Source organism: Candidatus Pelagibacter sp. HIMB109 (genome assembly GCF_052048155.1).
Classification (GTDB): Bacteria; Pseudomonadota; Alphaproteobacteria; order Pelagibacterales; family Pelagibacteraceae; genus HIMB114.
Map to the genome: position 1 here is coordinate 72,452 of NZ_JBNAIK010000003.1, position 23,917 is coordinate 96,368.

Consider the following 23,917-nt stretch of genomic DNA (forward strand, 5'->3'; position numbering starts at 1 on the left):
TACTAAATTTTTCTACTACCTGGTTTTACGGCTTCGATTTTTTTTAAGTGTTCTGGTAAATTATCTTTGGAGTAAGTTGGTATATTAAAACTAATTTGTGAAATAATTTTATTAATTTCAGAATTACCGCCAGATCGATCTATAATACAAGCATATCCAACAATTTTTGAACCTAAGTTTTCAAGACATTTTGAACATTCTATACTTGATTTGCCAGTAGTAATGACATCTTCAAGAATTAAGATTTTTTTATTTTTGCAATCAAAACCCCTTCTTAAATTAAATATATTATCTACTCTTTCTACAAAGATATTAGGAACATTTAAAAACTTTGACACTTGATAACCAACTAATATGCCGCCAATTGCTGGTGATGCCACTAAATCAAAATCAATTTTTTCATTCTTGATTTTTTCTGCTAAAGACTCACATACTTTCTCGGCTAAGTCTGCATGCATCATTAATTGAGCGCATTGTAAATATTTTTCACTCCTTAAACCTGATGATAAAATGAAATGACCTTCTAATAATGAATTTGTTTTTTTTAAAATATCAATAGTTTGTTCTTCATTTAACATTAATCTGATTTTCTATGTCTAATTATTTTAAAATTAATTGATCTGACTTTTAATTCAGATATTAAATTTGTAAAATCTTTTAAATTTTTAATTTCAATATCAAATATAAAACTCAGGAAATCCTCTTTTTTATCAACTAATTCAACATTAAAAATATTGCATTTATGTTTACCTATTAAAGTGCATATCTCCCCTAACGTTCCAGCTTTATGACTTAATAGAACCCAAATACTTGATTTATGAATTCTACTTTCATTTTGTACTGGCAGTTTATCGTGCCAATATCTTCTAATTGCACTTCTGGCCTTCCCTGTTTTTGCATAAGATAGCCAATGATATGAGGGTGATTTTTTTGTTGAACTTAAAATTTCAACTAAGTCACCATTTCTTAAATGTGTTTGAAGTGGCGAATGTTTTCCGTTTATCTTACATCCAGTACAAGTGTCGCCTAGATCAGTATGAACAGCATACGCAAAATCTATAGGCGTTGCTCTTTTGGGTAATCTGATTACTGCACCATTAGGGGTAAAACAAAAAACTTGGTCAGCATATAATTGCAGCTTGGTATATTCGTAATAATGCTCTGGATTTTCGCCTGACTCTAAAAATTCAACAAGATCACTTAACCAAGAGTATTCATAGCTATTTTTTTTATCTATATTTTCATTTTTTTTATAAAGCCAATGAGCGGCAACACCTCTTTCGGCATAATCATTCATTTGCTGTGTACGTATTTGAATTTCAACTCTTTGTTTTTTTGGCCCAATAATAGTTGTGTGTATCGACTGGTATCTATTAGATTTCGGTGTTGAAATATAATCTTTAAACCTACCTGGAACTGCACTCCATTTACTATGAAATACACCTAAACAACTATAACAATCTGAATTATTTTTAGTTATAATTCTAAAACCAATTAAATCTGTTATCTGCTCAAGAGAAATTCTTTTTTCGTTTACTTTTCTCCATATTGAAAAGGGAGTTTTTTCTCTACCAATTACTTCAGCGTCAATATTGTTTTTCTCTATAATTTGTTCAATTTCCTTTAAAACTTCGTTAAATATTTTTTTTCTACCTGGAGATATTTCTTTTACTCTATTTACTATTAATGATCTTGCCTCATCATTTAATATTGCAAATGACCTATCTTCAAGCTCATCTCTAACTTTATGCATACCCATTCTTTCGGCCAATGGCGCATAAATTTCCATTGTCTCTTTCGCAATTCTTTCTCTTTTTTCTTTTTTATCGATTGAAGTAATTGTTCTAATATTATGTAACCTATCAGCAAGTTTAACTAATAAAACTCTAATGTCTTTGGATGTAGCTAAAATTAATTTTCTAAAATTTTCACCAGCAGTTAAAGTTTTCTTTTCAACTTCAAGTTTTGAAATTTTTGTTACGCCATCTACAAGATCAGCAATCTCTTCACCAAAATTATTTTTAACTTCATCGTAAGTTGCCTTTGTGTCTTCAATTGTATCATGCAATAAAGCAGTTGTAATAGTGGGTCCATCAAGCTTTAGTTCTGCTAAAATATTGGCAACTGCTACTGGGTGACTAATATAAGGATCGCCAGAGTGTCTTTTTTGTGTCTTATGTAATTCTGATGCATATTTATAAGCATTAATAATAACATTTTCATCAACGTAATTATTATAGGACTTAATCTTTTTGATTAATTGAAGCTCATCTGACATAGTAAAATTATAACAATTTATAAAATTTTTTTAACAGATTTTAATTCATTTGGATCAAATTCTTTAACAAATTCATCAATAGTTTTTAAAAAAATAGGATGTTTCCAACTTTTATCAAGATCTCTAAGGGGCAAAAAAACAAAAGGTCTTTTATGTAAATTTGGATGAGGAATATTTAAATCGTCATCATTAATAATTAAATCGTCAAAACATATAATATCTATATCTAATGTTCTTGGAGAGTTTTTTTCTTTTCTTTCTCTGCCAAATCTTTTCTCAATCTTTAAAATATTCAATAATAAATCATGGGGTGAAAGATTAGTGTCAATGGAAACTGCTGAATTACAAAATAATGGATCAGATTTATTTGGGTAAGCTTCTGATTGATAAAAAAAAGATTTTTTTAAAATATTAATATTGAATTGACTAAGTGCTTCGTAGGCAGACTCAATATTTTCTTTAGTAGAGTTATTTTCAAAGGGAAGATTTGATCCAAAGGCTAAAATTTTCATTAACTTGATTTTCTAAAAACTCTTGATTTTTCTCTATTCCAATCTCTTTGTTTTTTTGTCTGTCTTTTGTCGTGCAATTTTTTACCTTTTGCAATTGCAATGTTAACTTTGGCAATACCTTTGGAATTAAAATAAATTTTTGTTGGTATCACAGTAAAACCATCTCTGTTAATTTTTCCAATAATTTTATTAATCTCTTTTTTGTTTAATAAAAGTTTTCTTAATCTTCTTGGATCGTGGTTATTATAACTACTTTGCTTGTATTCAGGTATGTAAGTATTGTGCAAATAAATTTCACCCTCACTATCCAAAGCATATGCATCTGCTATACTTCCTTTTCCTGCTCTTAATGATTTTACTTCTGAGCCTAATAATTCAATGCCCGCTTCTAAAGTATCTTCAAAAAAATAATTAAAACTTGCTTTACGATTCTGAGCAACAATGTTGCTAGATACGTTTTTTTTATTCATTAAATTAAATCTAGTTTTTTTAAAACTGCTTTAATTTTTTCTTTAGAAGAATTTTCAGCAGTGACAAGAGGTAATCTAACATCTTCTGACATCATGCCCATTAAACTTAGACTATATTTTGCTGGAACAGGATTGCTTTCAACAAACATTACATCATGCATAGGTAGCAATTTTTCAAATAAAGTTTTTGCTTCATCAAAATTACCTGCATTACATAATTTGTGAAAATCTGAACACATTTTTGGAGCTACATTTGCTGATACTGAAATACATCCTACGCCGCCTAGTTTATTAAATTCAAGTGTATTTTCATCGTTTCCTGATAGCATAATAAACTCGTCACCCATTTTATTTTTTTGTTGAGTAACTCTATCTAAATCACCTGTTGCATCTTTCACACCAACAATATTTTTTAATTCATAAAGTCGAGCCATTGTATCAACACTCATATCAACTACAGACCTTCCGGGAATATTATAAATAATTATTGGAATGCCACAGTTATCATTAATTTTTTTATAATGTTGATACAAACCCTCTTGAGTAGGTTTATTGTAGTAAGGTGTAACTATAAGTGCTGCATTTGCCTTTGCCTGTTCAGCAAATTTCGTCATCTCTACAGCCTCTTCAGTAGAATTTGAACCTGTGCCTGCGATTACAGGTATTCTTCCATTTGAGGTTTTGACAGCAGTTTCAATTAATTTTTTGTGCTCATCATTATTTATAGTTGGCGACTCACCAGTTGTACCGCAAGGGACAATACCATTTGTGCCATTGGAAATTTGGAACTCTATAAACTTTTCAAAAGCATTTATGTCCAAATTTTCACCTTTAAATGGGGTAACTAAAGCTGTTATAGATCCTTTAAACATAGTTATAAAATACAAGAATTTATATATAGGTTTATTACATGATTAAGAAAAAAACTATACTAAAAATAGCACTTTGCTTAACGATATTTTTTTTTAATCACGATAATTCATTTGCTAGATTAATTAAACCTGAACCAAAACCTAATGAGTTTAAAACTAATACTTCAAAAATTAATAGTGAATTAAAAAAAACAAAAAAGAAAAATGAAGTTAAAAATATTTTTGATAAAAAAGTAACACCAAAAAAAATTGTTCCCAAAAAGATAGAAAAAACAATTTCAAAAAAAACTAATAAAAAACCAGCTCCTGAAATAAAAAAAATTAAAAAAGTCAAAAAAGATAAAGAAGAAAACTTCAATGTAACTAATAATATCTTACCTTTAAAAAAACCTGATGATCTAGGCGTAAACAAAAAAGATTCTAAAATTCTATCTCAGAAAGACTTTTTAATTGCCCAAAAGACATTTGCTCAAATTAAAAGAAAAAGATGGAACTCAGCACAAAAACAAGTTTCAAAATCAAAAGATCCGCTTTTAAGAAAATTGGTGAATTGGATGTATTTAAAAGAACCAATTAATCGGGCAACATTTCAGGATTATTCTGATTTTATAAAAAACAATCCTGATTGGCCAAGAATTAATAGATTAAGATATTTGGCAGAACATAAAATTAACTTCAAAGAAACTAAAGCCAAAGAAGTAATAAAATTTTTTAGTAACCAAGAACCCTTAAGTGGTTTTGGAAAAATTAAATTAGGTGAAGCTTTCTTAATACAAGGAGAAACAAATAAAGCTCATCAACTAATAGCTGAGGGTTTTAAAGATGCAAATTTAAGCAGAGACGATCACAGGTATCTTAATAAAAAATTTAAGAATTTATTAACCAAAAATGATTACATTATTAGAGCTGAATATTTAGCTTGGGAACAAGACTTTTATGAATTAAGAAGAACATTAAGATATTTACCACCAGGATATAAAGAACTTTATTTTGCAAGATTTGCGCTAATGACAAGATCGTATGGTGTTGATAGTGCAATTGCAAAAGTTCCACCTCAATTTAAAAATAATATTGGCTTACAATATGACAGAGCGAAATGGAGAAGGAAAAGAGGAAGATATAACAGTGCATTAGAAATCATTAACTCTCTACCCAACGACCCAAAAAGTTTGGTCAAGCCTGATCTGTGGTTTAAGGAAAAATTTATTATAGCCAGAAGACATATAGATAAAAAAAAATATCAAGAAGCTTATGATTTATTAATTAATCATGGAGTTTTAGAAAGTAGCTTACTAGCAGAAGCGGAGTGGCATGCGGGTTGGCTAGCTCTGAGATTTTTAAATAACCCTAAAGCTGCAGTCGAACATTTTAAAATAATGCATGATGGCGTTAACTATCCAATAAGCAAATCTAGAGGAGCATACTGGTTGGGAGAAGCTTATGAAAAACTTGGAGAAAATCAAAAAGCAAAACAATGGTACGTATCAGCATCTATATTTAATACAACATTTTATGGACAACTAGCGGCAGCAAAAATTGAAAAAGAAAAATTTAAAGTAAAAAACAATTTCACATTTTCAAAAGATGAATTTAATAAATTTTTAAAACAAGAGCTTCCAAAAGCTGTGGTCCTTCTAGATGAGCTAGATGAATCTCAAAAAGCTAAAGATATTATACGACATCTTGGTTCTGAGGAAAAAACTATCAAAGAGCAAGTTTATGCCGGTTTGTTGTCACAAGAAATAAATAGATTAGACTTTGCTATTCAAATCGCAAAACAAGCATCTTATGAAAACAAAAATCTTTTAGAGTTAAATTACCCTATTATCGAAACGCCCAAAGTTGTTGCGAAAAAAAATATACTGGATCAATCAATAATTTTAGCACTTATCAGACAAGAAAGTGAATTTGATGGAAGAGCTAATAGCTGGGTTGGTGCAAAAGGATTAATGCAAATTATGCCTGCAACGGGAAGATTGGTGGCTAAGCAAGCAGGTTTGAGCTACTCAAGATCTAAACTTATTGAAGATGAATATTTTAATTTACAAATTGGATCATTTTATATTTCTAATTTAACATCAAATTTAGATGGAGCTTTATATATGGCATTTGCAGCATACAATGCTGGTCCACATAGAGTAAAAAGATGGATACAAAGATTTGGTGATCCAAGAAAAGGAAAAATTAGCCCAATTGATTGGATTGAATTGATACCCTTCTCAGAAACAAGAAACTATGTGCAAAGAGTTATAGAGAATATTCAAGTTTACAAATACGTAATTAATAAAAAAACAGTAACTAACGATATTGAAAAAATTCTATTTTGAAAAATAATCTTTAAAGGCGTAAGAAATTACCGCAAAAATAGTAATATAATTTAAATAAGATATGTAAAAAGATCCAACATCAAACAAAGGTTTGATAATTTGGTATAGGTCTTTGTAGCTTGTCATAAATGATAGTTGTAGCGTCAAGTAAATCATTGAAGGTACTAAAAAAATTATTGTTACAATAGTTAATAACAAAAATAATTTTGACCCGATTGAATTTAATTCTTTAAAATCATACTTAAAATTAATACCAAGAGCTAATTTCGGCAAAATAAATATTAATTTTAAAGATAAAATAGTCGTAAAAATCCATAATATTAGCAGACCAGAGGCATGTTCACTTTTAATAGTTAAAATATTTTTCAACACAAAATGTATTAATAACGGTGATAAAGCTATAATTGTTAAGGCTAAAAAATTAAAAAAATACTTAATACTCCTTGGTGATAAAAATTCTTTTAAAAATACTATCTTAGACTTATTTAAAATTTCTTCATGAACACAGACACCTATTGCACTTGAAATTATCATTGTAAAAACAAAGAAAAATAAAATAGTAAAATTAGTAGCAATCTCATTAGAGATTAAATAATTTAATATATTAAAGGCTATGGTAATAAAAATCACTGCAGGTAAGCCTTCTTTTAATCTTTTGTCAAAATTTGTAATTAAAAATTGAAAAGAGTTAGCTAACGTTTTTCCAATCGAGATATCTTTTTTCATATTTGTGGCGGACAGGGAGGGATTCGAACCCTCGTTACGATGTTACTCGTAAGGCTAGTTAGCAACCAGCTGGTTTCAACCACTCACCCACCTGTCCTAATTTTTTTAACTATATAATAGTAAATAAGTAAATTTACAAAAATTAAAATAACACCTAAATAAGTTTGTATCTCATAATTTAAGGCTGGTGGATAAATTATTTTAAAAATATAATTTTCAATAAAATCTACTGAATATTGATCTTTTCCAGCTTTTTTTAAAAAAAAATTCTCAAGATGAGTTAAAGGACATATAGAATGGCTTAATTCAATGTAAGCTCCCCAAGCAACTGCTGGAATGTGTACATAAATTATTTTCTTAAATTTTAAAATAAGTATTGCACCAAATATTACAAAAAGGATAAATAAAAAATGTAATAAAAGAGCTATTGTTGCAAATATTTCAAAAACACTCAATTTAAAAAGGTTTTACCACAACCAATATTACTATAAGAATTAATAATATTGTTGGTACCTCGTTAATGTATCTAAAATATTTAGAAGTATATTTTGATGGTTCATTAATTAATTTTTTTCTAACAACACCCAAATACATATGAAAAGCTGATAAAATAATAACTAGTGTAATTTTTGCATGTAACCAACCTGCTGAACCTACATAATGAATTAAACCAATACCAAAAACCCAAGTAGCAATCATTGCTGGGTTCATGATGTATTTTAGAAGTTTATATTCCATCGTTTCAAAAGTTTTGCAAATAAGTTCACTATCAGCATTTTCTGCATGATAAACGAATAATCTTGGTAGATAAAAAAGTCCTGCAAACCAAGCTACAAAAGAAATAATATGAAAAACTTTAATCCACTCGTACATCAATTCCACTCCACTTTTGGAGGCATTGACATTAAAATAGCCTCAACATTTCCATCTGTTTTTAAGCCAAATAAAGTGCCCCTGTCATACAATAAATTGAATTCAACATATCTGGATCTTTTGTGCATTAATTTTTTCATATCTTCTTCAGTATAAGGTAAATCTTTTTTTCTTTCAGCATTATCGTGAACAAAATTTTTAAAATAAACTCCTAAATTCTTGATAAAATTAAATTCGTTTTCAAAATTATCTTCATTTAAATAATCAAAGAAAATGCCACCTACTCCCCTTGGTTCTTTTCTGTGTTTTAAATAAAAATATTCATCACATTCTTTTTTCCATTTTGGATAATCATATGAGTTTTTTTTACACAAATTTTCTAAACCAGAGTGAAAAGATTTTGTTTCCTCATTTTCTGGTAAAGCAGGTGTCAAGTCACAGCCACCCCCAAACCAAGATTTTTCAGTTACAATAAACCTAGTATTAAAATGAGCTGCAGCTATTTTTGGATTTTTCATATGCGCAACTATAGAAATCCCAGCAGCCCAAAAATTTGCACTGTTTTCAGTTCCAGGTATTTTTTTTCTAAATTCTTCACTAAACTTACCGTGTACAACAGAAATATTAACTCCAACTTTTTCAAACACTTCGCCTTTCATAATAGCCATAGTACCACCACCTCCACCTGGTCTATTCCATGTTTTTTTTTCAAATCTTTTTGTATCTAGAGATTCAAATGAACTAATCATTTGATTTTGTAAATCTTGAAACCAATTCGAGGTTAATTTTTTTTTGTCTTCTATATTTTTGCTCATACCCAACCTTGGAGTTCATTTTTAATTAAGGCTCCAATAAGGTTTATGTGATCAGGCTGATCATTTAAACAAGGAATATAGCTAAACTTTTTTCCACCATGTTCTTCGAAAATTTCTCTATTTTCACCATCTAGCTCTTCAATAGTTTCCAAACAATCTGCAGAAAATCCTGGTGCAATAATTTGAAGGTGTTCTACTTTACCTTTGGCTAATTTTTCTACCGTCTTATCTGTGTAGGGTTGCAACCATTCTTCAGGTCCAAAACGAGATTGAAAAGTTGTCATGGCAAATTCTTCTGATAGACCCATTTCTTCTCTCACCAATCTTGTCGTTTTACTGCAAAGACAGTGATACGGGTCGCCTTTTGTAAAATACTTCTTTGGAATACCGTGATAACTGAATAAAATTTTATCTGGTTTGCCATGTTCATCCCAATGCTTTTGAATACTATTTGATAATGCCTTTATGTAATTAGGGTGATCGTGATAAGTTGATATAAACCTCAAAGACGGTACCCATCTCCATTTTTGCATTGTATTTGATACTGCATCAAATGTTGAACCAGTAGTAGCTGCACAGTAATGTGGATACATCGGTAATATGATAATTTTATTACAATGTTTTTCTCTCAATTCTTCTAAGCCTTTTTCTATGCTAGGATTTCCATAGCGCATACCTATTGCAAACTCTAGTTCTAGGTTTTCTTTTTTTAATAAATCTTGTGCAAGGTTTTTTTGTTTATTTAAAATCACTAAAAGTGGAGAACCTTCATCTGTCCAAACTTTTTGATAATTTTTTGCAGATTTTTGAGGTCTGGTATTCAAGATAATGCCATTTAAAATTATTTGCCAAATTAATTTTGGTGTTTCAATTACTCTGGGATCAGATAAAAATTCTTTTAAATAAACTCTTAATTCTTTGCGTTGAGGTTTATCAGGTGTTCCAAGATTAGATAACAAAATACCAATTTTCAATTTAGTACCGTGTTTGAAATCAGGATTTCCAATAAATTTTGCCATTATAATTCTGTTCTAATTTTATCTATAAATAGTTTAACATTATGTTCTGGTGTAGTTTTTAAAACACCATGATCTAAACTGCAAATCCAGCCTGCTCTTTTGGCTAGATCTTGATCTTTTATATATTTAATAAAATTATCTAAATGCTTTTTAAACTCATCAATATCTTCAATAGCAAGGTATTCATTGGGAAAATTACCTTGAAGAGATAGATCTGTATTTGATAATTTAGAAAAAATATCTTGATTAGAACCTACAACAGTTAATTTTAAATCTTTTATTGTCTTTAGACTTTCATACTTTTCATCATCAATATCTTTTGTAAAGTATCCAATTTTTCCAGGATACTTATGTGCAATTTTCTCAATAAATGGTTTTACGTTCTTATTAAACTCATCGAGATTTAAATGCTGAGCTTCAGTATCAAAAATCATTAATATGTCTAAATCTATACCAAACTGTAGATCAATATTCTCTTCGAGAATTTTTTCTATAACAGGTAAAAAATCATTTAATAAATTTGAGTTTGATTGAGGATGTCTTTGAGCAAATTTAAATAAAGTATATGGAGCACCTACAAATCCAATTAAGGACTTATTATCAGGCAAAGTATCTCTGATTAAAGCCAAACCATCTATCTGAAATTTAATGTAATCAGAAAAACTTTGTTCTTTATCTTGATTGAGGATTTGTTCAGTTAAAGGATTAGCAAACTCTGGCCCTGGATTAAAAGCCAAGCCCATTCCAAGATAATCTAGTGGAAACAAAATATCACTAAAGAGAATTGCTGCATCAAAATCAAAATCTTGAATCGGGCCCATGGTTGTCTCGCAAATAAGCTCTGGTATCTTACATAATTCTTCAAAAGTATGTTTTGTTTTTAAATTTTGATAATGCGAATGATAACGACCTGCTTGCCTCATCAACCAAATAGGAGGAACTTTCTGTTCAATGCGATGTAATGCATTATAAAATTTTTGATTATAGATCTTTGGCAATGTCTCTAGCTCCATAAGTTATAATAAAATCAGCACCAGCTCTATGAATAGCTAATAAACTTTCTTTATACAGTTTACTAAAATCACCAAGTTTGTTTTTTGCTAAATATTGTAAAGAAGCATATTCACCGCTTACTTGATACGCTCCAGTAGGTAATTTGGTTTTATTTTTTATTTCTCTGATCAAATCAATAGATGTGATACCGGGTTTTACCATTAAGAAAGAGGCTCCTTGCTTTGCATTCATTAATGAACTCTGTATTGCTTTTTTGCGATCATGAACTGGTAGTTGATAAGAAGATCGATCAAATTTTTTTGGAGAAGATTTTGCAGCATTTCTAAAAGGACCATAAAAACTACTAAAAAATTTTGATGAATAACTCATAATTGGAGTTTTAAATTTTTTCTTTTTAAATAATGATCTTAAATATCTTGTTGTACCTTTCATCATATCACTAGGGGCTATGATGTCAGCTCCTGCTTGAATAAAAGTATCAGCTGCAATTCCAAGTGATTTATGAGTTTCTTTTAAATTTATTTTATTTTTATGAGTAATGCCGCAATGTCCATCAGTTGTGACTGAACATAAACATGTATCAACAATCATAACTATTCGTTTTCCAAATGTTTTTTTTATTTGAGATAATGATTGGTAATGAAAATTAAAATCTTCTGGTTTTTTTTGCTTAGTCTTTGGAACAATAAAAAAAATAAAATTTTTAACACCTTTTTTAATGTCAGATGAAATGGTTTTTTTGGCACTCTGGATTGTATGACTGTAATTGACCCCCAAACCTTTGATAACTTTTTTCGATTTCAAACCCTCTTCAATAAATATAGGTTGTATTAAATTGCTTGCTTTAAGCTTATTAGAATTAAAAAAATTTTTCATCTGGCTTGATATACACTCTCTTTAAAATCTTTATAATTAAAAAATAGTTTTAATCTTTTTTTAGGAATTTCTTTTTTTAATTGCTCAAATGTTGAGCCAGGGCCACTGCAATGCTGATATTTTGTAATATCTGGTCTAATAGCTTTCGCTAATTTAAATGCTGAATAGCTCATCCAATAAAATACTTTTGCATTAAATAAATTATTTATGGTTTTAGAATTGATTTGAGGAATAAGCTCGTAACCATTAATTTGCTTAGTCTTATAAATTGACATGCTCTTTTTATATGTAATTTTTTTAATATTTTTATAATTTCGATAATAAATTTCTGGGAAGCGATAATCTTCTCCCAAACCATCAAAACTACATTGTGCGATTTTATTTTCTTTAACAACTCTTTTCCAGGTTTGTATTCCACTCGTAATAAAAAAATTGTTATTATTTAAATCTTTAATTGAAAAATCTGGTCTTGTTAAAATGATTGTTGAGTTTTTTATTTTAGGAAGTTTTAACTCAATTCTTGAAAACATTTGATAATCTTTGATATTTTGAGGAAATATAGATTTTGTTTTCTTTATATTTTTTTTATTTAAAATTTTATTGATATGAAATTCTTTATTATTCCTAGCGTCAACACCCTTACTGAATAAGAAGTTATTATTTTTTATTTCCTCTATGGTAATACCAATATCAAGACCACAGCCTCCACCATATTTTTTTAAAAGACTTCTTTCTTGATTACAAATAAATTGTGTTTTTTTACAATTAATTTTATTTAAAATAGATTTTGTTTTTTTATCATTTTTTAAATATTCAATTGCTATTGCCCCTTGGCTAGCAGCTGTAGGAAAAATTGATAAAGGTAGAATAAATGGTTTAAATTTTTTAAAAAGATTTAAAAATTTTTTTGTTTCTACTGTATCTACTTTGTTCCCATATTTAAAAATTCTATCAATTGCAGCTTTTGCCATAAACACTGCATCATATTGATTTTTTAACGTTACTTTTAATAATCGAGTAGTTACATTTCCTCGTATAGTTTTTGTTTTGATATTTTTAACTCCTATTAAATCTTTTAAAGCTCTAACAGATGATTTTCTTCTTGGTGATGATGTTCCAATAATTAAGTTTTTTTTATTCATGGATTTTTTTTTAATTAAAAGAAGATCTCTGGGGTCATCTCTTGTGATTGTGATATAATCTGTCTTTGACTTTAAAATTGGTAAATCCTTGTAGGAATGAACGACACAATTAAAATGTTTATTTATAAGACCCTTGGTTAATGATGTTGTAAAAATTCCATATCCTAAATTTTTCCACGGTGCGTGATCTTGATTCTTATCACCTTTAGTTGAATGATATTTAGTTGTAATTTTAATACTTTTAATTTTTTTCTTTAATTCTTGTTTTACGATAAAAGTTTGTATTTTGGCTAAAAAACTAGCTCTGGATCCTATTATTAAAGATAAAGACATTGTTTAATTATACTGTTCTTAAATGATATGATAAGTGCGTCTATTTAGATATTTTAATAGATAATCTAATAGCTATAAACCTATTTATGTCAGGCAACAAAGCTCATAATTGGAAATCATCATACAATTCAATATTCGATCAAAAATTACAGGAAATAAAAAACGAAGGTCATTATAGATACTTTAATGAGATTGAGAGAAAAGCAGGCCAATATCCAAAAGCCCTACACCACAAAGATGGAAAAACTAAAGAAATTGATGTTTGGTGTTCAAATGATTATTTAAGCATGAGTCAAAACACCGAAGTGATGTCTGCAATGAAAAATGCAGTAGATCAATTAGGTGCTGGATCAGGTGGCACAAGAAATATATCTGGCACAACTCGATTTCATGTAGAATTAGAAGAAAAAATTGCAAAATTACACAGCAAAGAAAGAGCCCTTGCTTTTAACTCTGGTTATAGTGCAAATGACTCTGCTTTAACCTCCATATTATCAGCAATTGATAACTGTTTGGTACTAAGCGATGAGTTAAACCACGCCTCGTTAATTGAAGGTATTAGAGCAAGTAAAAGAGAAAAGGTAATTTATAAACACAATGATGTAGAACATTTAAAGGCTGTTCTGAAGGGGATTCCTTTTAACAGGCCCAAAATGATCGTACTGGAGTCTGTATATTCAATGGAAGCAGACTTTGCCCCATTAAAAGAAATTGTTGAAGTTGCTCATGAGCATGGAGCTTTAATTTATTTAGATGAAGTACATGCGGTTGGACTATACGGTGAGAATGCAGCAGGTATTGCGGAACAAGAAGGTGTAGCAGATCAAATAGATATTATTAACGGAACTTTAGCAAAAGCTTTTGGTCTAGCCGGAGGTTATATTGCTTCATCAAACTCTATTATTGATTTTGTAAGAAGCTTTTCTAAAGGATTTATTTTTACTACATCTATGTGTCCAGCAGTTGCAGCGGGAACATTAAAAAGTGTTGAAACTGTTCAAGATAATCCTGAAATTAGATCGAAATTTTTTGAGAATGTTAAATTAGTTAAATCTGAACTCGAAAAAGCTGGAATACCATTTTTAGACTCTGGATCTCATATTATCCCAGTAATTATTGGTGAAAGTAAACTTTGTAGAAAAATAAGTGATTATTTATTAGAAGAACATCAAGTTTATGTGCAACCAATTAATTTTCCAACAGTGCCAAAAGGAACTGAAAGAATAAGAATTACTCCTACTCCAAGTCACTCCAAAGAAGACATTAAAAAGTTTGTTAATGCAATAACACAAGCTTGGATAAAGTTCATGCCTAAACATGAACAGCTTATTTCGTCAAATATTCAGCTTAAAAAATAATTTAATAATTAACGTTAGACTCTATTTCGATAGCTGAAGATCTAATAAAACTACCATCAGAACAGTACTGAGTTTGAGCAATAGATTGGGTTATATAAGGAAGATGGTTTGCGTTTCGATGAGCTACAGGTGGTTTTGTTAAACCTCTATAATACCATCTTGAATTAACAACTCCTCCTGAAGTTGCCTTGCCTCCTTCCAAAGTATCTGAATGAGTTGAGCCTACAACGTAATCTTCATTCATCGCTAATATGTAAAAAAGTGATTGTTCAACTTTGCAGTTCCAACCAGACAATAAATTACCTGATCTGTTACAGATAACTTGAACCATACCTTTCTTTTGATTTGCATGACTTTTAGAATTAATTGTGACCATTCTTTTAGTTGGAAACCAAGGGTTTTTAAAATGTGCGAAATGTTCTTTAGTAGCTCTAACAAATTCTTCGCATGTAGAGTCTGAACTAATTTTACTGCCCGTTTTATTTCCGCTGCTATCAACTTCATCTAACGCAGAGGATAGTGAATTTGAAATAACAGTATATTCAAAATCGATCGCCCTTGTTATCGTTTGAACATTTTGTTCAAAAACTTTTTGTTTAGCATTTTCAACGTATCTATCATAACCAACGATACCTACGCCCGCTAACACTCCGATAATCGCAACAACAACCAAAAGTTCTACGAGAGAGAAACCTTTGTTCATACCGTTATACTAATTAAAGTATAACGGTGTGTAAACTCTTTAAAATACTAATTAATTGAAGCTATGTCAGCGTTCATGACTTTAGTCCACGCTTTAACAAAATCTTTAACAAATTTTTCCTTGTTATCATCTTGAGCATATACTTCAGCATATGAACGTAAAATTGAGTTCGAACCAAATACTAGATCAACTCTTGTTGCAGTAAACTTTTTGTCATTAGATTTTCTGTCAACGATATCATATGAGTTTTTTCCAGTTGGGACCCATTTAAACTTCATGTCGGTTAAGTTTACAAAAAAGTCAGTTGTTAAAACTCCAACTTTATCCGTAAACACTCCATGCTGAGAACCACCATGATTTGTTCCTAACACTCTCATTCCGCCTAATAGCACTGTCATTTCCTTTGCAGACAAGTCCATCAAAGATGATCTATCAAGCATTAACTCTTCAGGTGAAACTGCATAATCTTGTTTTACGTAGTTTCTAAAAGCATCATGAATAGGCTCTAACACTGCAAAAGATTCTGCATCAGTTTGCTCGTCTGTTGCATCTCCTCTTCCAGTTTTAAATGGTACTTTTATATCTACTCCAGCTTCTTTTGCTGCTTCTTCAACACCAACGTTTCCAGCTAAAACTATGATATCAGCTACACTAGCACCAGTTTTTGATGCAATGCCTTCCAATACAGGTAATACTTTTGCAAGTTTAGCAGGTTCATTACCTTCCCAATCTTTTTGAGGAGCTAAACGAATTCTTGCACCGTTAGCACCTCCTCTTAGATCAGTTCTTCTATAAGTTCTTGCACTATCCCATGCAGTGGAAACCATTTGGTTAGTTGTTAAACCGCTTTCTTTAATTAATTTCTTTGCAGCATCAACATCATAATCTGTTTTACCTGGTTTAATAGGATCATGCCAAATCAAATCTTCTTTTGGAGAATTTGGTCCAATATAATTTACTCTTTTTCCCATATCTCTATGAGTTAATTTGAACCAAGCTCTAGCAAAAGTTTCTTCAAAGTATTTATGATCTTTGTAGAATTTTTCTGAAATTTTTCTGTATTCAGGATCCATTTTCATAGCCATATCCGCATCAGTCATGATTGGATTATGTCTTTTAGAAGGATCCGCTAAATCTACAGGTTTATCCTCTTCTTTAATATTAATTGGTTCCCATTGGTTAGCACCTGCAGGGCTTTTCTTTAATTCCCATTCGTATTCAAGGAGTAATTTAAAGTATGAATTGTCCCATTTATCAGGGTGAGTAGTCCAAGCACCTTCGATACCACTAGTTACTTGTTCAACGCCTAATCCGCCACCATCTGCTCTATTCCAGCCTAAACCTTGCTGTTCAACGCCTGCAGCTTCAGGTTCAGCACCTAACATTGCGGCATCACCATTACCATGAGCTCTACCAACAGAGTGGCCGCCAGCAGTTAAAGCACAAGTTTCTTCGTCATTCATTGCCATTCTTGCAAATGTTTCTCTAACGTCCATTGCTGTTCTTAAAGGATCTGGTTTTCCACCTACTCCTTCTGGATTTACATAAATTAATCCCATTTGAACTGCTGCTAAGGGATTTTCTAAAGAAGATCTGTTAACTCCATCTTTGTCATATCTTTCTTCACCTAACCATTCTTTTTCAGAACCCCAGTAAATATCTTTTTCCGGATGCCAAATATCTTCTCGTCCATAACTGAATCCATACATTTTAAGACCCATAGACTCATACGCAATGTTTCCGGCTAGGATCATAAGGTCAGCCCAACTAATTTTATTTCCGTACTTCTTTTTAATCGGCCATAATAATCTTCTAGCTTTATCTAGGTTTGTATTATCAGGCCAAGAATTAAGTGGAGCAAATCTATGGTTACCAGTTCCACTTCCGCCTCTTCCGTCTGAAATTCTGTATGTTCCTGCGGAATGCCATGCCATTCTAATCATTAATCCGCCGTAATGACCTAAATCTGCTGGCCACCATTCCTGACTGTCTGTCATTAATGCATGTAAATCTTTTTCTAATGCTTTAAAATCTAGTTTCTTAACTTCTTGTTTATAATCATAACCTTCATCCATTGGATTAGTTTTCGTGTCATGCTGATGAAGAATGTCTAAGTTTAAACTATTTGGCCACCATGCCGTTGGAGTATCACCACTCTCTGTTAATGCTCCATGTATAACTGGGCATTTTCCATTTCCATTTGATTTTTTATACTCTGTGCTCATTTTTTCTCCTTTTAATTAAAATAAATTCTTAAAAATAATTAAAATTTATTTAATTATAATTAAGTAAATTTAAAGTTAAATTTTTATAAAACTTTAAGATCTTCAAGACCTTCAACTAATTCGTGCACACCTTCATAACCAAAGTATACAGACATAATTAGTAAAAATACTGCTGAAGCTCTAAAGAACATCCCGATTGGAATGATTTTTGTTAAACGACTTAAACCATAGTAAGACGCAACTAGCGCAGCTAATCCAATCACAGCACCAAACACAACTGCGTTTATACTTTGAACTCCCGTTGCAAATAAAGCTGCATAGAATAATACTACTTCAAAACCTTCTCTAACAATTGCTAAGAATACCGTAAAAGACAATAACCAAGTTTTTCCTGAATCTATTGCTTTATCTACTTTGCCCTCAACATGTTCTTTTGCATTATGACAAAATAGTGCGCAATAAGCTAACATTCCTGAGGCAATCAACATAACACAACCTTCAAAAATTTCTTCATGAGCGCCTGTCATGCCGTGAATTTTTCTAAAGCCTACTGCTAATAATAAAGATACTAAAACTCCTGCACCCATTCCCCAAAAGACAGCTGGTCTTTGGTGTCTAGCATTCATTTTATCCAAGAACATAAACACTAGCATTGCGATTAACATAGCTTCAAATCCCTCTCTTAGGATTATGAAGAATGAACTCATAAAAGGTGTTGTAAACTCAGTCATTTAATTTTTTTAATTTCTTTGTTTTAATTTTTTAACGTAATAATGAGAATGATTCTCAATGTCAACACTGTTAAGAATTATTCTTAATTACAGGTCAACATGTAGCAGATTCGCTAAAAAAGTACAACTATAGGTAGTTTTTGTAAGATTTATCTCTTAGTTTCTTTCTATCTTCTCTAAATTTTTTAAGGTTTTTTATAGATTTAGTATGAACTCTTTTCCTCCAAAGCCTAAAGGATGATGGTTTTAATGTAGATCTCATGATTTTAATCACCTCAGACTCTGTTCTGCCTGTTTCTCTTTTTATATCTTCAAAAGTTACCCTATCTGCCCATGCAGCCCAAATAATCCAGTCTTTGGATTTTTTATTTTTTGGTTGAGGGTTAGATGTTTTTGTTACTGGTCTGGTAAAAGATTTTCGTGTTACCACTATTTATTTTCTTTAAGAAAATTTATCATTGTTTTTGGATCGCTTACATCAAATTTTCCATCTTCATCTTTAAATAACTTTATTATATTCCCATCTTCAACATACATTGAGTACCTAAAGGAACGCGGCCCCATGCCAGAAGCACTTCGATCTGAAATCATTTTCATATCGTTAGTAAAAACACCATTTCCATCAGGAATAAATTTAATCTTTTTTGCTCCAGAAATTTCCTTCCATTTTTCAATAACAAAAGGATCGTTCATACTTATGCAATAAATTTCATCAACACCTAAAGCTGTTATATTTTCATATTCTTCTTCATAAGCAGGAACATGGTAATTAGAACAGGTAGGAGTAAATGCGCCAGGTAAAGCAAAAGCTACAATTTTTTTTCCCGCAAAATATTCATAAATATCTTTTTCTATAAACTTGCCATCCTCTCTGATTACAATTCTTGAATTTGGTATTTTTTGTGTCATTTGTTATTATATTTAATATTAAATTGTCTCATTGCAAATCTTTTTTTCTGATCAACTGTTAATTTATCATGGCATTTTGGACAAGTGATACCCTCAATATATTTTTTTGATTTTTTATCATTTGAGCTAATTGGAAGTCTACATCCATGACACATAGAGTATGTTCCAGGTTTTGATCCATGTTTAACAGATACACGTTGATCAAAAACATAACACTCTCCCTTCCAGTTTGATTTTTCTTCATTTGTATTATCTAAATAATTTAAAATACCACCTTCGAGCTGATATACATTCTCCATTCCAATTGTTTTCAAATGGTCTGCAGCCTTTTCACATCTAATTCCTCCTGTGCAAAATATTGCAAGCTTTTTATTATTTTTTCTAACAAAATCTTTTGAAAAATACTCTTTAAATTCTCTAAAACTATTTACCTGAGGATTAATTGCACCTTTAAAAGTACCAAGCTCATATTCGAATGGCTTACGTACATCAACAAGCATTACATCATCTTTGATAATAAATTCATCCCATTCCCTGGGTGTTAAGTGTTTTCCATCTCTTACTTTTGTTTTTATTTCTATTGGGACAACTTCTTTTTTAATTTTAACCTTGGGTTTATTGAAAGGAATAAAATTTGATGATGAAGAATTTGTAATATCAAATTTATCAATTTTTAAAGTTGTTTTGACGAAACTTTCAAAACTTGAAAAAAAACCTGATAAACCAGAAATTGTTCCATTAATTCCTTCGGGTGAGAGAATTATGGTTCCTTTTAAAGAACAATCAATTAAATTTTTTTTGAATTTAATTCTTAAATCCTCATTTACTAAAATAGGACAGAATTTGTAAAAACTAACTATATCGAATTTCTCTTTTTGCATAACATTATTCCATCGCCTATGGAAATTAATGAAATTTCAAAATAATTATCACGTTTAACATAACTGTTAAATGCTTTTATTTTTTCTACCTTTGGATCATTTGTGTCTTCTGACACCTTGCCTTTCCAAAGCATGTTATCAAAGGCTATAACGCCTCCTTCACTCAAAAGATTTTTGCATTTTTCATAATATTCAGCATTATTTGTTTTATCTGCATCAACAAAAATAAAATCATATTTTTCGTTTAATTTATCTAACTCTTGCGATGCCAGACCAGCTATTAACTTAATTTTATGATCAACTCCTGCTTTTTTCCAAAATTTAAGTGCAATTTCATTGGTTTTTTCATCCTTATCAATTGTTGTTACTCTACCTTCAGTGGCTAGTGCCATCGATAAAGCACTATAACCAAGATAAGTGCCGATTTCCAAAATGTTTTTGTAACTACCAATATTAATTATTAATTTAAGGAACTCAGATTGCTCAGGTGATATTTGTAAATGAGCTGATTTGGGGTGTTCTTTATTGTTATATTCTCTAAGTTCTTTTTCTATTTTTGTTTCATTAACACCATTTTCATAAATATACTTCTCAAGTTTTTCATTGAGTAAAAAATTTCCAGACATTTTATTTATTTTAATTTATTTTTTAAAATATCGTTGATCATTTGAGGGTTTCCTTTTCCCTTCATTTCCTTCATTACTTGACCAACAAAAAATCCAAAAAGTTTATCTTTTCCAGATTTATACTGTTCAACCTTATCTTGATTAGAAGATAAAATTTTATCAACGATGTTTTCAATTTCTTTTGGATCTGAGGTTTGTTTTAAACCTTTGTCTTCAACTATCTTTGCTGGATCACCATCATTCTTGATCATTTCTTCAAATACTGTTTTTGCAATTTTTCCAGAAATTGTTCCGTCTTTAATTAAGTTAATCATCTTAGCTAAATTAACCGTACTCACTGGACTTTCGGTAATATCTTTGCCCTCTTTATTTAAAGTTGCAAACAATTCACCCATTAACCACGTTGCAGCAAGTTTATAATCTGAATTTTTAGCTACCTCTTCGTAATATGTAGAAACTGCTTGATCAGATATAATTACACTTGCTTCATAATTTGAAAGTTTAAACTCTGATATCAATCTTTGTTTTTTATGATCTGGTAATTCTGGCAAACCTTTTTTTAAATCTTCGATATAAGAATCTTCTAATCTTAATGGTAATAAATCCGGATCCGGAAAATATCTGTAATCATGAGCGTCTTCTTTACTACGCATCGATCTAGTTTCTTGTTTTTTTGTATCAAAAAGTCTCGTTTCTTGATCAACTTCATTGCCCTCTTCAATTAATTCGATTTGTCTTCTAGCCTCATAGTCAATGGCTTGCTGCATAAACTTAATTGAGTTAACATTTTTAATTTCACAACGTGTTCCAAATTCTTTTGATCCTTTTTTTCTCACAGAAACATTCACATCAGCTCTCAATGAACCTTGTTCCATATTACCATCACAGGTATTTAAATATCTCATAATTGATCTTAATTTTTTTATGTATTCTCCAACTTCACCAGGTGATCTTAGGTCAGGTTTACTTACGATTTCCATTAATGCTATTCCAGATCGATTTAAATCTACAAAAGAATTTTTTGGATCTTGATCGTGTATACTTTTTCCTGCATCCTGCTCAAGGTGTAATCTTTCAATTCCAATCTCTTTTGTACCGTAAGGCATATCTACTATCACTTTTCCTTCACCTACTATTGGATGTTTAAATTGAGAAATTTGATAGCCTTGCGGGAGATCTGCATAAAAATAGTTTTTTCTATCAAATTTAGAAAAGGTATTTATCTTTGCATTTAAACCTAAACCTGTTTTTACAGCTTGTTCTACACAAAATTTATTTATAACAGGCAACATTCCAGGCATCGCAGCATCGACCAAACTTACTTGAGAATTTGGCTCTGAGCCAAATTTTGTGGCAGAGGAGGAAAACAATTTAGCATCTGACAAAACTTGCGCATGTACCTCTAAGCCAATTACAACCTCATACTCACCTTTTTCACCTTTTAAATAATAATCAAATTCTTTTTCTGACATTACATCCACCAATCTTTGAAATTTGGTTTAAAATTAATCGACTGTTCAATTGCATATGCATTATTTAAAACTGTTTGCTCATCAAAAGATTTACCAATTAATTGTAGGCCTAAAGGAAGATTGTTTTGATCATATCCAGCAGGAATAGATATGGCTGGTAACCCCGCAAGATTTACAGGCACAGTAAGAACATCATTTAAATACATAGAAATTGGATCATCAACATTCTCACCAATCGCGAATGCTGCTGATGGTGTTGTAGGTGTTAGAATAGTATCTACACTTTTAAAGGCTTGATCAAAGTCATTTTTAATTAACCTTCTAACTTTTTGAGCTTTTAAATAATAGGCATCATAATAACCTGATGATAAAACATAAGTGCCAATTAAAATTCTTCTTTTAACCTCATCACCAAATCCCAAAGATCGAGTGTTTTCATACATTTCTATTAAATCTTTACCTTCAGCTCTAAAACCATATCTTACCCCATCATATCTTGCCAAATTAGAAGAAGCTTCTGCTGGAGCAATTATATAATAAGCTGGAAGAGCATACTTTGTATGTGGAAGTGATATTTCTTTAATTTCACATCCTAAAGATTTTACTATTTCAATTCCTTTATCCCAAAGATCTATTATTTCTTTTGACATACCGTCGATTTTATATTCTTTTGGTATTCCAATTTTTAAACCTTTAATATCTTTGGTTAACTTTTGACTAAAAACTTCTTGTTCTATTTGTGCAGACGTTGAATCTTTGTTATCATGTCCTGAAATAACTTCCATTAATAAAGAAGCATCTCTAACATCTTTTGTCATTGGTCCTGCTTGATCCAATGAAGAGGCAAAAGCAACTATTCCCCATCTCGAACATCTTCCATAAGTTGGTTTTAAACCAACAGTTCCAGTAAATGATGCTGGTTGTCTAATTGATCCACCCGTATCTGTCCCAACAGTAGCCGATGTAAGATGGGCTGCAACCGCAGACGCTGATCCTCCTGATGATCCACCAGGTACTAAATCCTTATCATTTCTGTATGGGTTTATTACATTTCCAAAATGACTAGTTTCGTTTGATGAGCCCATCGCATACTCATCACAATTTAATTTGCCCAAAAGATTAGCCCCCTCATCCCATAGTTTAGAAGTAACAGTTGACTCATATTCAGGTTTAAATCCTTCAAGCATCTTACTAGAAGCTGTTGTTTGAATACCTTTTGTGCAAAATAAATCTTTTACCGCAAATGGTGCGCCAAATAATTTTTTACCAGTGTCTATTTTGTCTGACTGATTTTTTGCCTTATTTAAAGCTTGATCAAATGTTTCTTCAATAAAACAATTAAGTTTTTGTGATTTTTTAGCTCTATCGACATATGATTTTGTAGCTTCCTCGCAAGAAATTTCTTTTGATTTTATTTTTTCTACTAAATCATAAAGTGTAAGTTGATAAATTTCAGTCATTACTCAATAACCTTTGGAACAACATAAAAATCTTCATTTTCTTCTGGAGAATTAATAAGAATATCTTTCTTTTCATTCATTTTTTTTACTTCGTCATCTCTTTTGATTAATTCTTGTTCGACAGTCGAGGCAAGTGGTTTTATGTTTTCAATTTTCACTTCATTAAGTTGGTCAACGAATTTTAAAATTGCATTTAAATCTTTAATCATATTTTCTTCAAACTTTTCGTTTGAGGCAATCCTGGAAAGTTTAGAAATTTTCTTTACTGTATCTTTGGTAATTGTCATTAGACTTT

General features: G+C 30.5%; 25 protein-coding genes and 1 tRNA gene. 2 read left to right on the forward strand and 24 right to left on the reverse strand.

The window, feature by feature from the left end; translation table 11 throughout:
• Positions 1-2: 2 nt before the first annotated feature.
• Genes pyrE through dapA form a run of 5 tightly spaced genes read right to left on the reverse strand, consistent with a single transcriptional unit; the run spans position 3 to position 4,132 of the window.
• Positions 3-578 (reverse strand): orotate phosphoribosyltransferase, encoded by a 576-nt coding sequence (pyrE, locus tag ACTTAQ_RS03030; RefSeq protein ID WP_440695448.1) that lies wholly within the window; start codon positions 576-578, stop codon positions 3-5.
• Complete coding sequence (locus ACTTAQ_RS03035) at positions 578-2,278, reverse strand: bifunctional (p)ppGpp synthetase/guanosine-3',5'-bis(diphosphate) 3'-pyrophosphohydrolase (RefSeq protein ID WP_440695450.1); 1,701 nt, start codon at positions 2,276-2,278, stop codon at positions 578-580. The genes pyrE and ACTTAQ_RS03035 overlap by 1 nt, the downstream gene beginning before the upstream one ends.
• A 17-nt stretch (positions 2,279-2,295) precedes the next feature.
• Positions 2,296-2,790: a 2-amino-4-hydroxy-6-hydroxymethyldihydropteridine diphosphokinase gene (gene folK, locus ACTTAQ_RS03040; RefSeq protein ID WP_440695452.1), complete on the reverse strand. Its 495-nt coding sequence runs from the start codon at positions 2,788-2,790 to the stop codon at positions 2,296-2,298.
• Positions 2,790-3,260, reverse strand: coding sequence for an SsrA-binding protein SmpB (gene smpB, locus ACTTAQ_RS03045; protein WP_440695454.1), 471 nt, complete (start codon positions 3,258-3,260; stop codon positions 2,790-2,792). Before smpB ends, folK begins: the two co-directional genes overlap by 1 nt.
• Positions 3,260-4,132, reverse strand: a complete 873-nt coding sequence (dapA, locus tag ACTTAQ_RS03050) for a 4-hydroxy-tetrahydrodipicolinate synthase (RefSeq protein WP_440695456.1) — start codon at positions 4,130-4,132, stop codon at positions 3,260-3,262. The genes smpB and dapA overlap by 1 nt, the downstream gene beginning before the upstream one ends.
• Before the next feature lie 38 nt (positions 4,133-4,170).
• Between dapA and ACTTAQ_RS03055 the strand changes: the two genes are divergently transcribed.
• Complete coding sequence (locus ACTTAQ_RS03055; RefSeq protein WP_440695458.1) at positions 4,171-6,459, forward strand: transglycosylase SLT domain-containing protein; 2,289 nt, start codon at positions 4,171-4,173, stop codon at positions 6,457-6,459.
• Here ACTTAQ_RS03055 and ACTTAQ_RS03060 read toward each other — a convergent pair.
• The 9 genes from ACTTAQ_RS03060 to hemC form a co-directional block, all read right to left on the reverse strand.
• The gene (locus tag ACTTAQ_RS03060; RefSeq protein ID WP_440695460.1) at positions 6,451-7,185 is read right to left on the reverse strand and encodes a hypothetical protein; all 735 of its coding nucleotides are present in this window, start codon (positions 7,183-7,185) and stop codon (positions 6,451-6,453) included. The genes ACTTAQ_RS03055 and ACTTAQ_RS03060 overlap by 9 nt on opposite strands.
• A gap of 5 nt (positions 7,186-7,190) precedes the next feature.
• A tRNA-Ser gene (locus tag ACTTAQ_RS03065) sits at positions 7,191-7,282 on the reverse strand.
• A complete protein-coding gene (locus ACTTAQ_RS03070) occupies positions 7,269-7,640 on the reverse strand; it encodes a DUF2784 domain-containing protein (protein ID WP_440695462.1) in 372 nt (123 codons plus the stop codon). Before ACTTAQ_RS03070 ends, ACTTAQ_RS03065 begins: the two co-directional genes overlap by 14 nt.
• A 1-nt stretch (position 7,641) precedes the next feature.
• Entirely contained in the window at positions 7,642-8,061 is a 420-nt protein-coding gene (gene hemJ / locus ACTTAQ_RS03075) for a protoporphyrinogen oxidase HemJ (RefSeq protein WP_440695464.1), read from the reverse strand.
• Entirely contained in the window at positions 8,058-8,873 is an 816-nt protein-coding gene (gene hemF / locus ACTTAQ_RS03080) for an oxygen-dependent coproporphyrinogen oxidase (protein ID WP_440695465.1), read from the reverse strand. The genes hemJ and hemF overlap by 4 nt, the downstream gene beginning before the upstream one ends.
• On the reverse strand, positions 8,870-9,892 hold the full coding sequence (hemH, locus tag ACTTAQ_RS03085) for a ferrochelatase (RefSeq protein WP_440695467.1): 1,023 nt from the start codon (positions 9,890-9,892) through the stop codon (positions 8,870-8,872). Before hemH ends, hemF begins: the two co-directional genes overlap by 4 nt.
• A complete protein-coding gene (locus ACTTAQ_RS03090) occupies positions 9,892-10,905 on the reverse strand; it encodes a uroporphyrinogen decarboxylase family protein (RefSeq protein ID WP_440695469.1) in 1,014 nt (337 codons plus the stop codon). The genes hemH and ACTTAQ_RS03090 overlap by 1 nt, the downstream gene beginning before the upstream one ends.
• Positions 10,874-11,782 carry a delta-aminolevulinic acid dehydratase gene (locus ACTTAQ_RS03095; RefSeq protein WP_440695471.1) on the reverse strand — a complete coding sequence of 303 codons (909 nt, stop codon included), beginning with the start codon at positions 11,780-11,782 and terminating at the stop codon, positions 10,874-10,876. Before ACTTAQ_RS03095 ends, ACTTAQ_RS03090 begins: the two co-directional genes overlap by 32 nt.
• Entirely contained in the window at positions 11,779-13,257 is a 1,479-nt protein-coding gene (gene hemC, locus ACTTAQ_RS03100; RefSeq protein WP_440695473.1) for a hydroxymethylbilane synthase, read from the reverse strand. The genes ACTTAQ_RS03095 and hemC overlap by 4 nt, the downstream gene beginning before the upstream one ends.
• An 86-nt stretch (positions 13,258-13,343) precedes the next feature.
• Between hemC and hemA the strand changes: the two genes are divergently transcribed.
• Positions 13,344-14,615 (forward strand): 5-aminolevulinate synthase, encoded by a 1,272-nt coding sequence (gene hemA / locus ACTTAQ_RS03105; protein ID WP_440695475.1) that lies wholly within the window; start codon positions 13,344-13,346, stop codon positions 14,613-14,615.
• Between the two features lies 1 nt (position 14,616).
• Here hemA and ACTTAQ_RS03110 read toward each other — a convergent pair whose 3' ends face one another.
• From ACTTAQ_RS03110 to gatC, 10 genes are all read right to left on the reverse strand, one after another.
• Positions 14,617-15,318, reverse strand: a complete 702-nt coding sequence (locus tag ACTTAQ_RS03110) for a type IV pilin protein (protein ID WP_440695477.1) — start codon at positions 15,316-15,318, stop codon at positions 14,617-14,619.
• 47 nt (positions 15,319-15,365) lie between these two features.
• On the reverse strand, positions 15,366-17,543 hold the full coding sequence (gene katG / locus ACTTAQ_RS03115; protein ID WP_440695479.1) for a catalase/peroxidase HPI: 2,178 nt from the start codon (positions 17,541-17,543) through the stop codon (positions 15,366-15,368).
• An 83-nt stretch (positions 17,544-17,626) separates the two neighbouring features.
• Positions 17,627-18,274, reverse strand: a complete 648-nt coding sequence (locus ACTTAQ_RS03120; protein ID WP_440695481.1) for an FTR1 family iron permease — start codon at positions 18,272-18,274, stop codon at positions 17,627-17,629.
• Positions 18,275-18,401: 127 nt separating this feature from the next.
• A complete protein-coding gene (locus ACTTAQ_RS03125) occupies positions 18,402-18,704 on the reverse strand; it encodes a TIGR03643 family protein (RefSeq protein WP_440695483.1) in 303 nt (100 codons plus the stop codon).
• Entirely contained in the window at positions 18,704-19,183 is a 480-nt protein-coding gene (locus tag ACTTAQ_RS03130; protein WP_440695485.1) for a redoxin family protein, read from the reverse strand. Before ACTTAQ_RS03130 ends, ACTTAQ_RS03125 begins: the two co-directional genes overlap by 1 nt.
• Positions 19,180-20,064 (reverse strand): oxygen-dependent tRNA uridine(34) hydroxylase TrhO, encoded by an 885-nt coding sequence (trhO, locus tag ACTTAQ_RS03135; RefSeq protein WP_440695487.1) that lies wholly within the window; start codon positions 20,062-20,064, stop codon positions 19,180-19,182. The genes ACTTAQ_RS03130 and trhO overlap by 4 nt, the downstream gene beginning before the upstream one ends.
• Positions 20,040-20,690, reverse strand: coding sequence for an O-methyltransferase (locus tag ACTTAQ_RS03140; protein WP_440695489.1), 651 nt, complete (start codon positions 20,688-20,690; stop codon positions 20,040-20,042). The genes trhO and ACTTAQ_RS03140 overlap by 25 nt, the downstream gene beginning before the upstream one ends.
• A 5-nt stretch (positions 20,691-20,695) precedes the next feature.
• Entirely contained in the window at positions 20,696-22,162 is a 1,467-nt protein-coding gene (gene gatB / locus ACTTAQ_RS03145) for an Asp-tRNA(Asn)/Glu-tRNA(Gln) amidotransferase subunit GatB (RefSeq protein ID WP_440695491.1), read from the reverse strand.
• Positions 22,162-23,622, reverse strand: coding sequence for an Asp-tRNA(Asn)/Glu-tRNA(Gln) amidotransferase subunit GatA (gatA, locus tag ACTTAQ_RS03150; RefSeq protein WP_440695493.1), 1,461 nt, complete (start codon positions 23,620-23,622; stop codon positions 22,162-22,164). The genes gatB and gatA overlap by 1 nt, the downstream gene beginning before the upstream one ends.
• Positions 23,622-23,909 (reverse strand): Asp-tRNA(Asn)/Glu-tRNA(Gln) amidotransferase subunit GatC, encoded by a 288-nt coding sequence (gatC, locus tag ACTTAQ_RS03155; protein ID WP_440695495.1) that lies wholly within the window; start codon positions 23,907-23,909, stop codon positions 23,622-23,624. The genes gatA and gatC overlap by 1 nt, the downstream gene beginning before the upstream one ends.
• Positions 23,910-23,917: the final 8 nt, after the last annotated feature.

Coding starts and splice junctions, on each gene's coding strand:
- pyrE (WP_440695448.1), bottom strand. CDS start 578: ATGTTAAATGAAGAACAAACTATTGATATTTTAAAAAAAACAAATTCA.
- ACTTAQ_RS03035 (WP_440695450.1), bottom strand. CDS start 2,278: ATGTCAGATGAGCTTCAATTAATCAAAAAGATTAAGTCCTATAATAAT.
- folK (WP_440695452.1), bottom strand. CDS start 2,790: ATGAAAATTTTAGCCTTTGGATCAAATCTTCCCTTTGAAAATAACTCT.
- smpB (WP_440695454.1), bottom strand. CDS start 3,260: ATGAATAAAAAAAACGTATCTAGCAACATTGTTGCTCAGAATCGTAAA.
- dapA (WP_440695456.1), bottom strand. CDS start 4,132: ATGTTTAAAGGATCTATAACAGCTTTAGTTACCCCATTTAAAGGTGAA.
- ACTTAQ_RS03055 (WP_440695458.1), top strand. CDS start 4,171: ATGATTAAGAAAAAAACTATACTAAAAATAGCACTTTGCTTAACGATA.
- ACTTAQ_RS03060 (WP_440695460.1), bottom strand. CDS start 7,185: ATGAAAAAAGATATCTCGATTGGAAAAACGTTAGCTAACTCTTTTCAA.
- hemF (WP_440695465.1), bottom strand. CDS start 8,873: ATGAGCAAAAATATAGAAGACAAAAAAAAATTAACCTCGAATTGGTTT.
- hemH (WP_440695467.1), bottom strand. CDS start 9,892: ATGGCAAAATTTATTGGAAATCCTGATTTCAAACACGGTACTAAATTG.
- ACTTAQ_RS03090 (WP_440695469.1), bottom strand. CDS start 10,905: ATGGAGCTAGAGACATTGCCAAAGATCTATAATCAAAAATTTTATAAT.
- ACTTAQ_RS03095 (WP_440695471.1), bottom strand. CDS start 11,782: ATGAAAAATTTTTTTAATTCTAATAAGCTTAAAGCAAGCAATTTAATA.
- hemC (WP_440695473.1), bottom strand. CDS start 13,257: ATGTCTTTATCTTTAATAATAGGATCCAGAGCTAGTTTTTTAGCCAAA.
- hemA (WP_440695475.1), top strand. CDS start 13,344: ATGTCAGGCAACAAAGCTCATAATTGGAAATCATCATACAATTCAATA.
- ACTTAQ_RS03110 (WP_440695477.1), bottom strand. CDS start 15,318: ATGAACAAAGGTTTCTCTCTCGTAGAACTTTTGGTTGTTGTTGCGATT.
- katG (WP_440695479.1), bottom strand. CDS start 17,543: ATGAGCACAGAGTATAAAAAATCAAATGGAAATGGAAAATGCCCAGTT.
- ACTTAQ_RS03120 (WP_440695481.1), bottom strand. CDS start 18,274: ATGACTGAGTTTACAACACCTTTTATGAGTTCATTCTTCATAATCCTA.
- ACTTAQ_RS03130 (WP_440695485.1), bottom strand. CDS start 19,183: ATGACACAAAAAATACCAAATTCAAGAATTGTAATCAGAGAGGATGGC.
- trhO (WP_440695487.1), bottom strand. CDS start 20,064: ATGCAAAAAGAGAAATTCGATATAGTTAGTTTTTACAAATTCTGTCCT.
- ACTTAQ_RS03140 (WP_440695489.1), bottom strand. CDS start 20,690: ATGTCTGGAAATTTTTTACTCAATGAAAAACTTGAGAAGTATATTTAT.
- gatB (WP_440695491.1), bottom strand. CDS start 22,162: ATGTCAGAAAAAGAATTTGATTATTATTTAAAAGGTGAAAAAGGTGAG.
- gatA (WP_440695493.1), bottom strand. CDS start 23,622: ATGACTGAAATTTATCAACTTACACTTTATGATTTAGTAGAAAAAATA.
- gatC (WP_440695495.1), bottom strand. CDS start 23,909: ATGACAATTACCAAAGATACAGTAAAGAAAATTTCTAAACTTTCCAGG.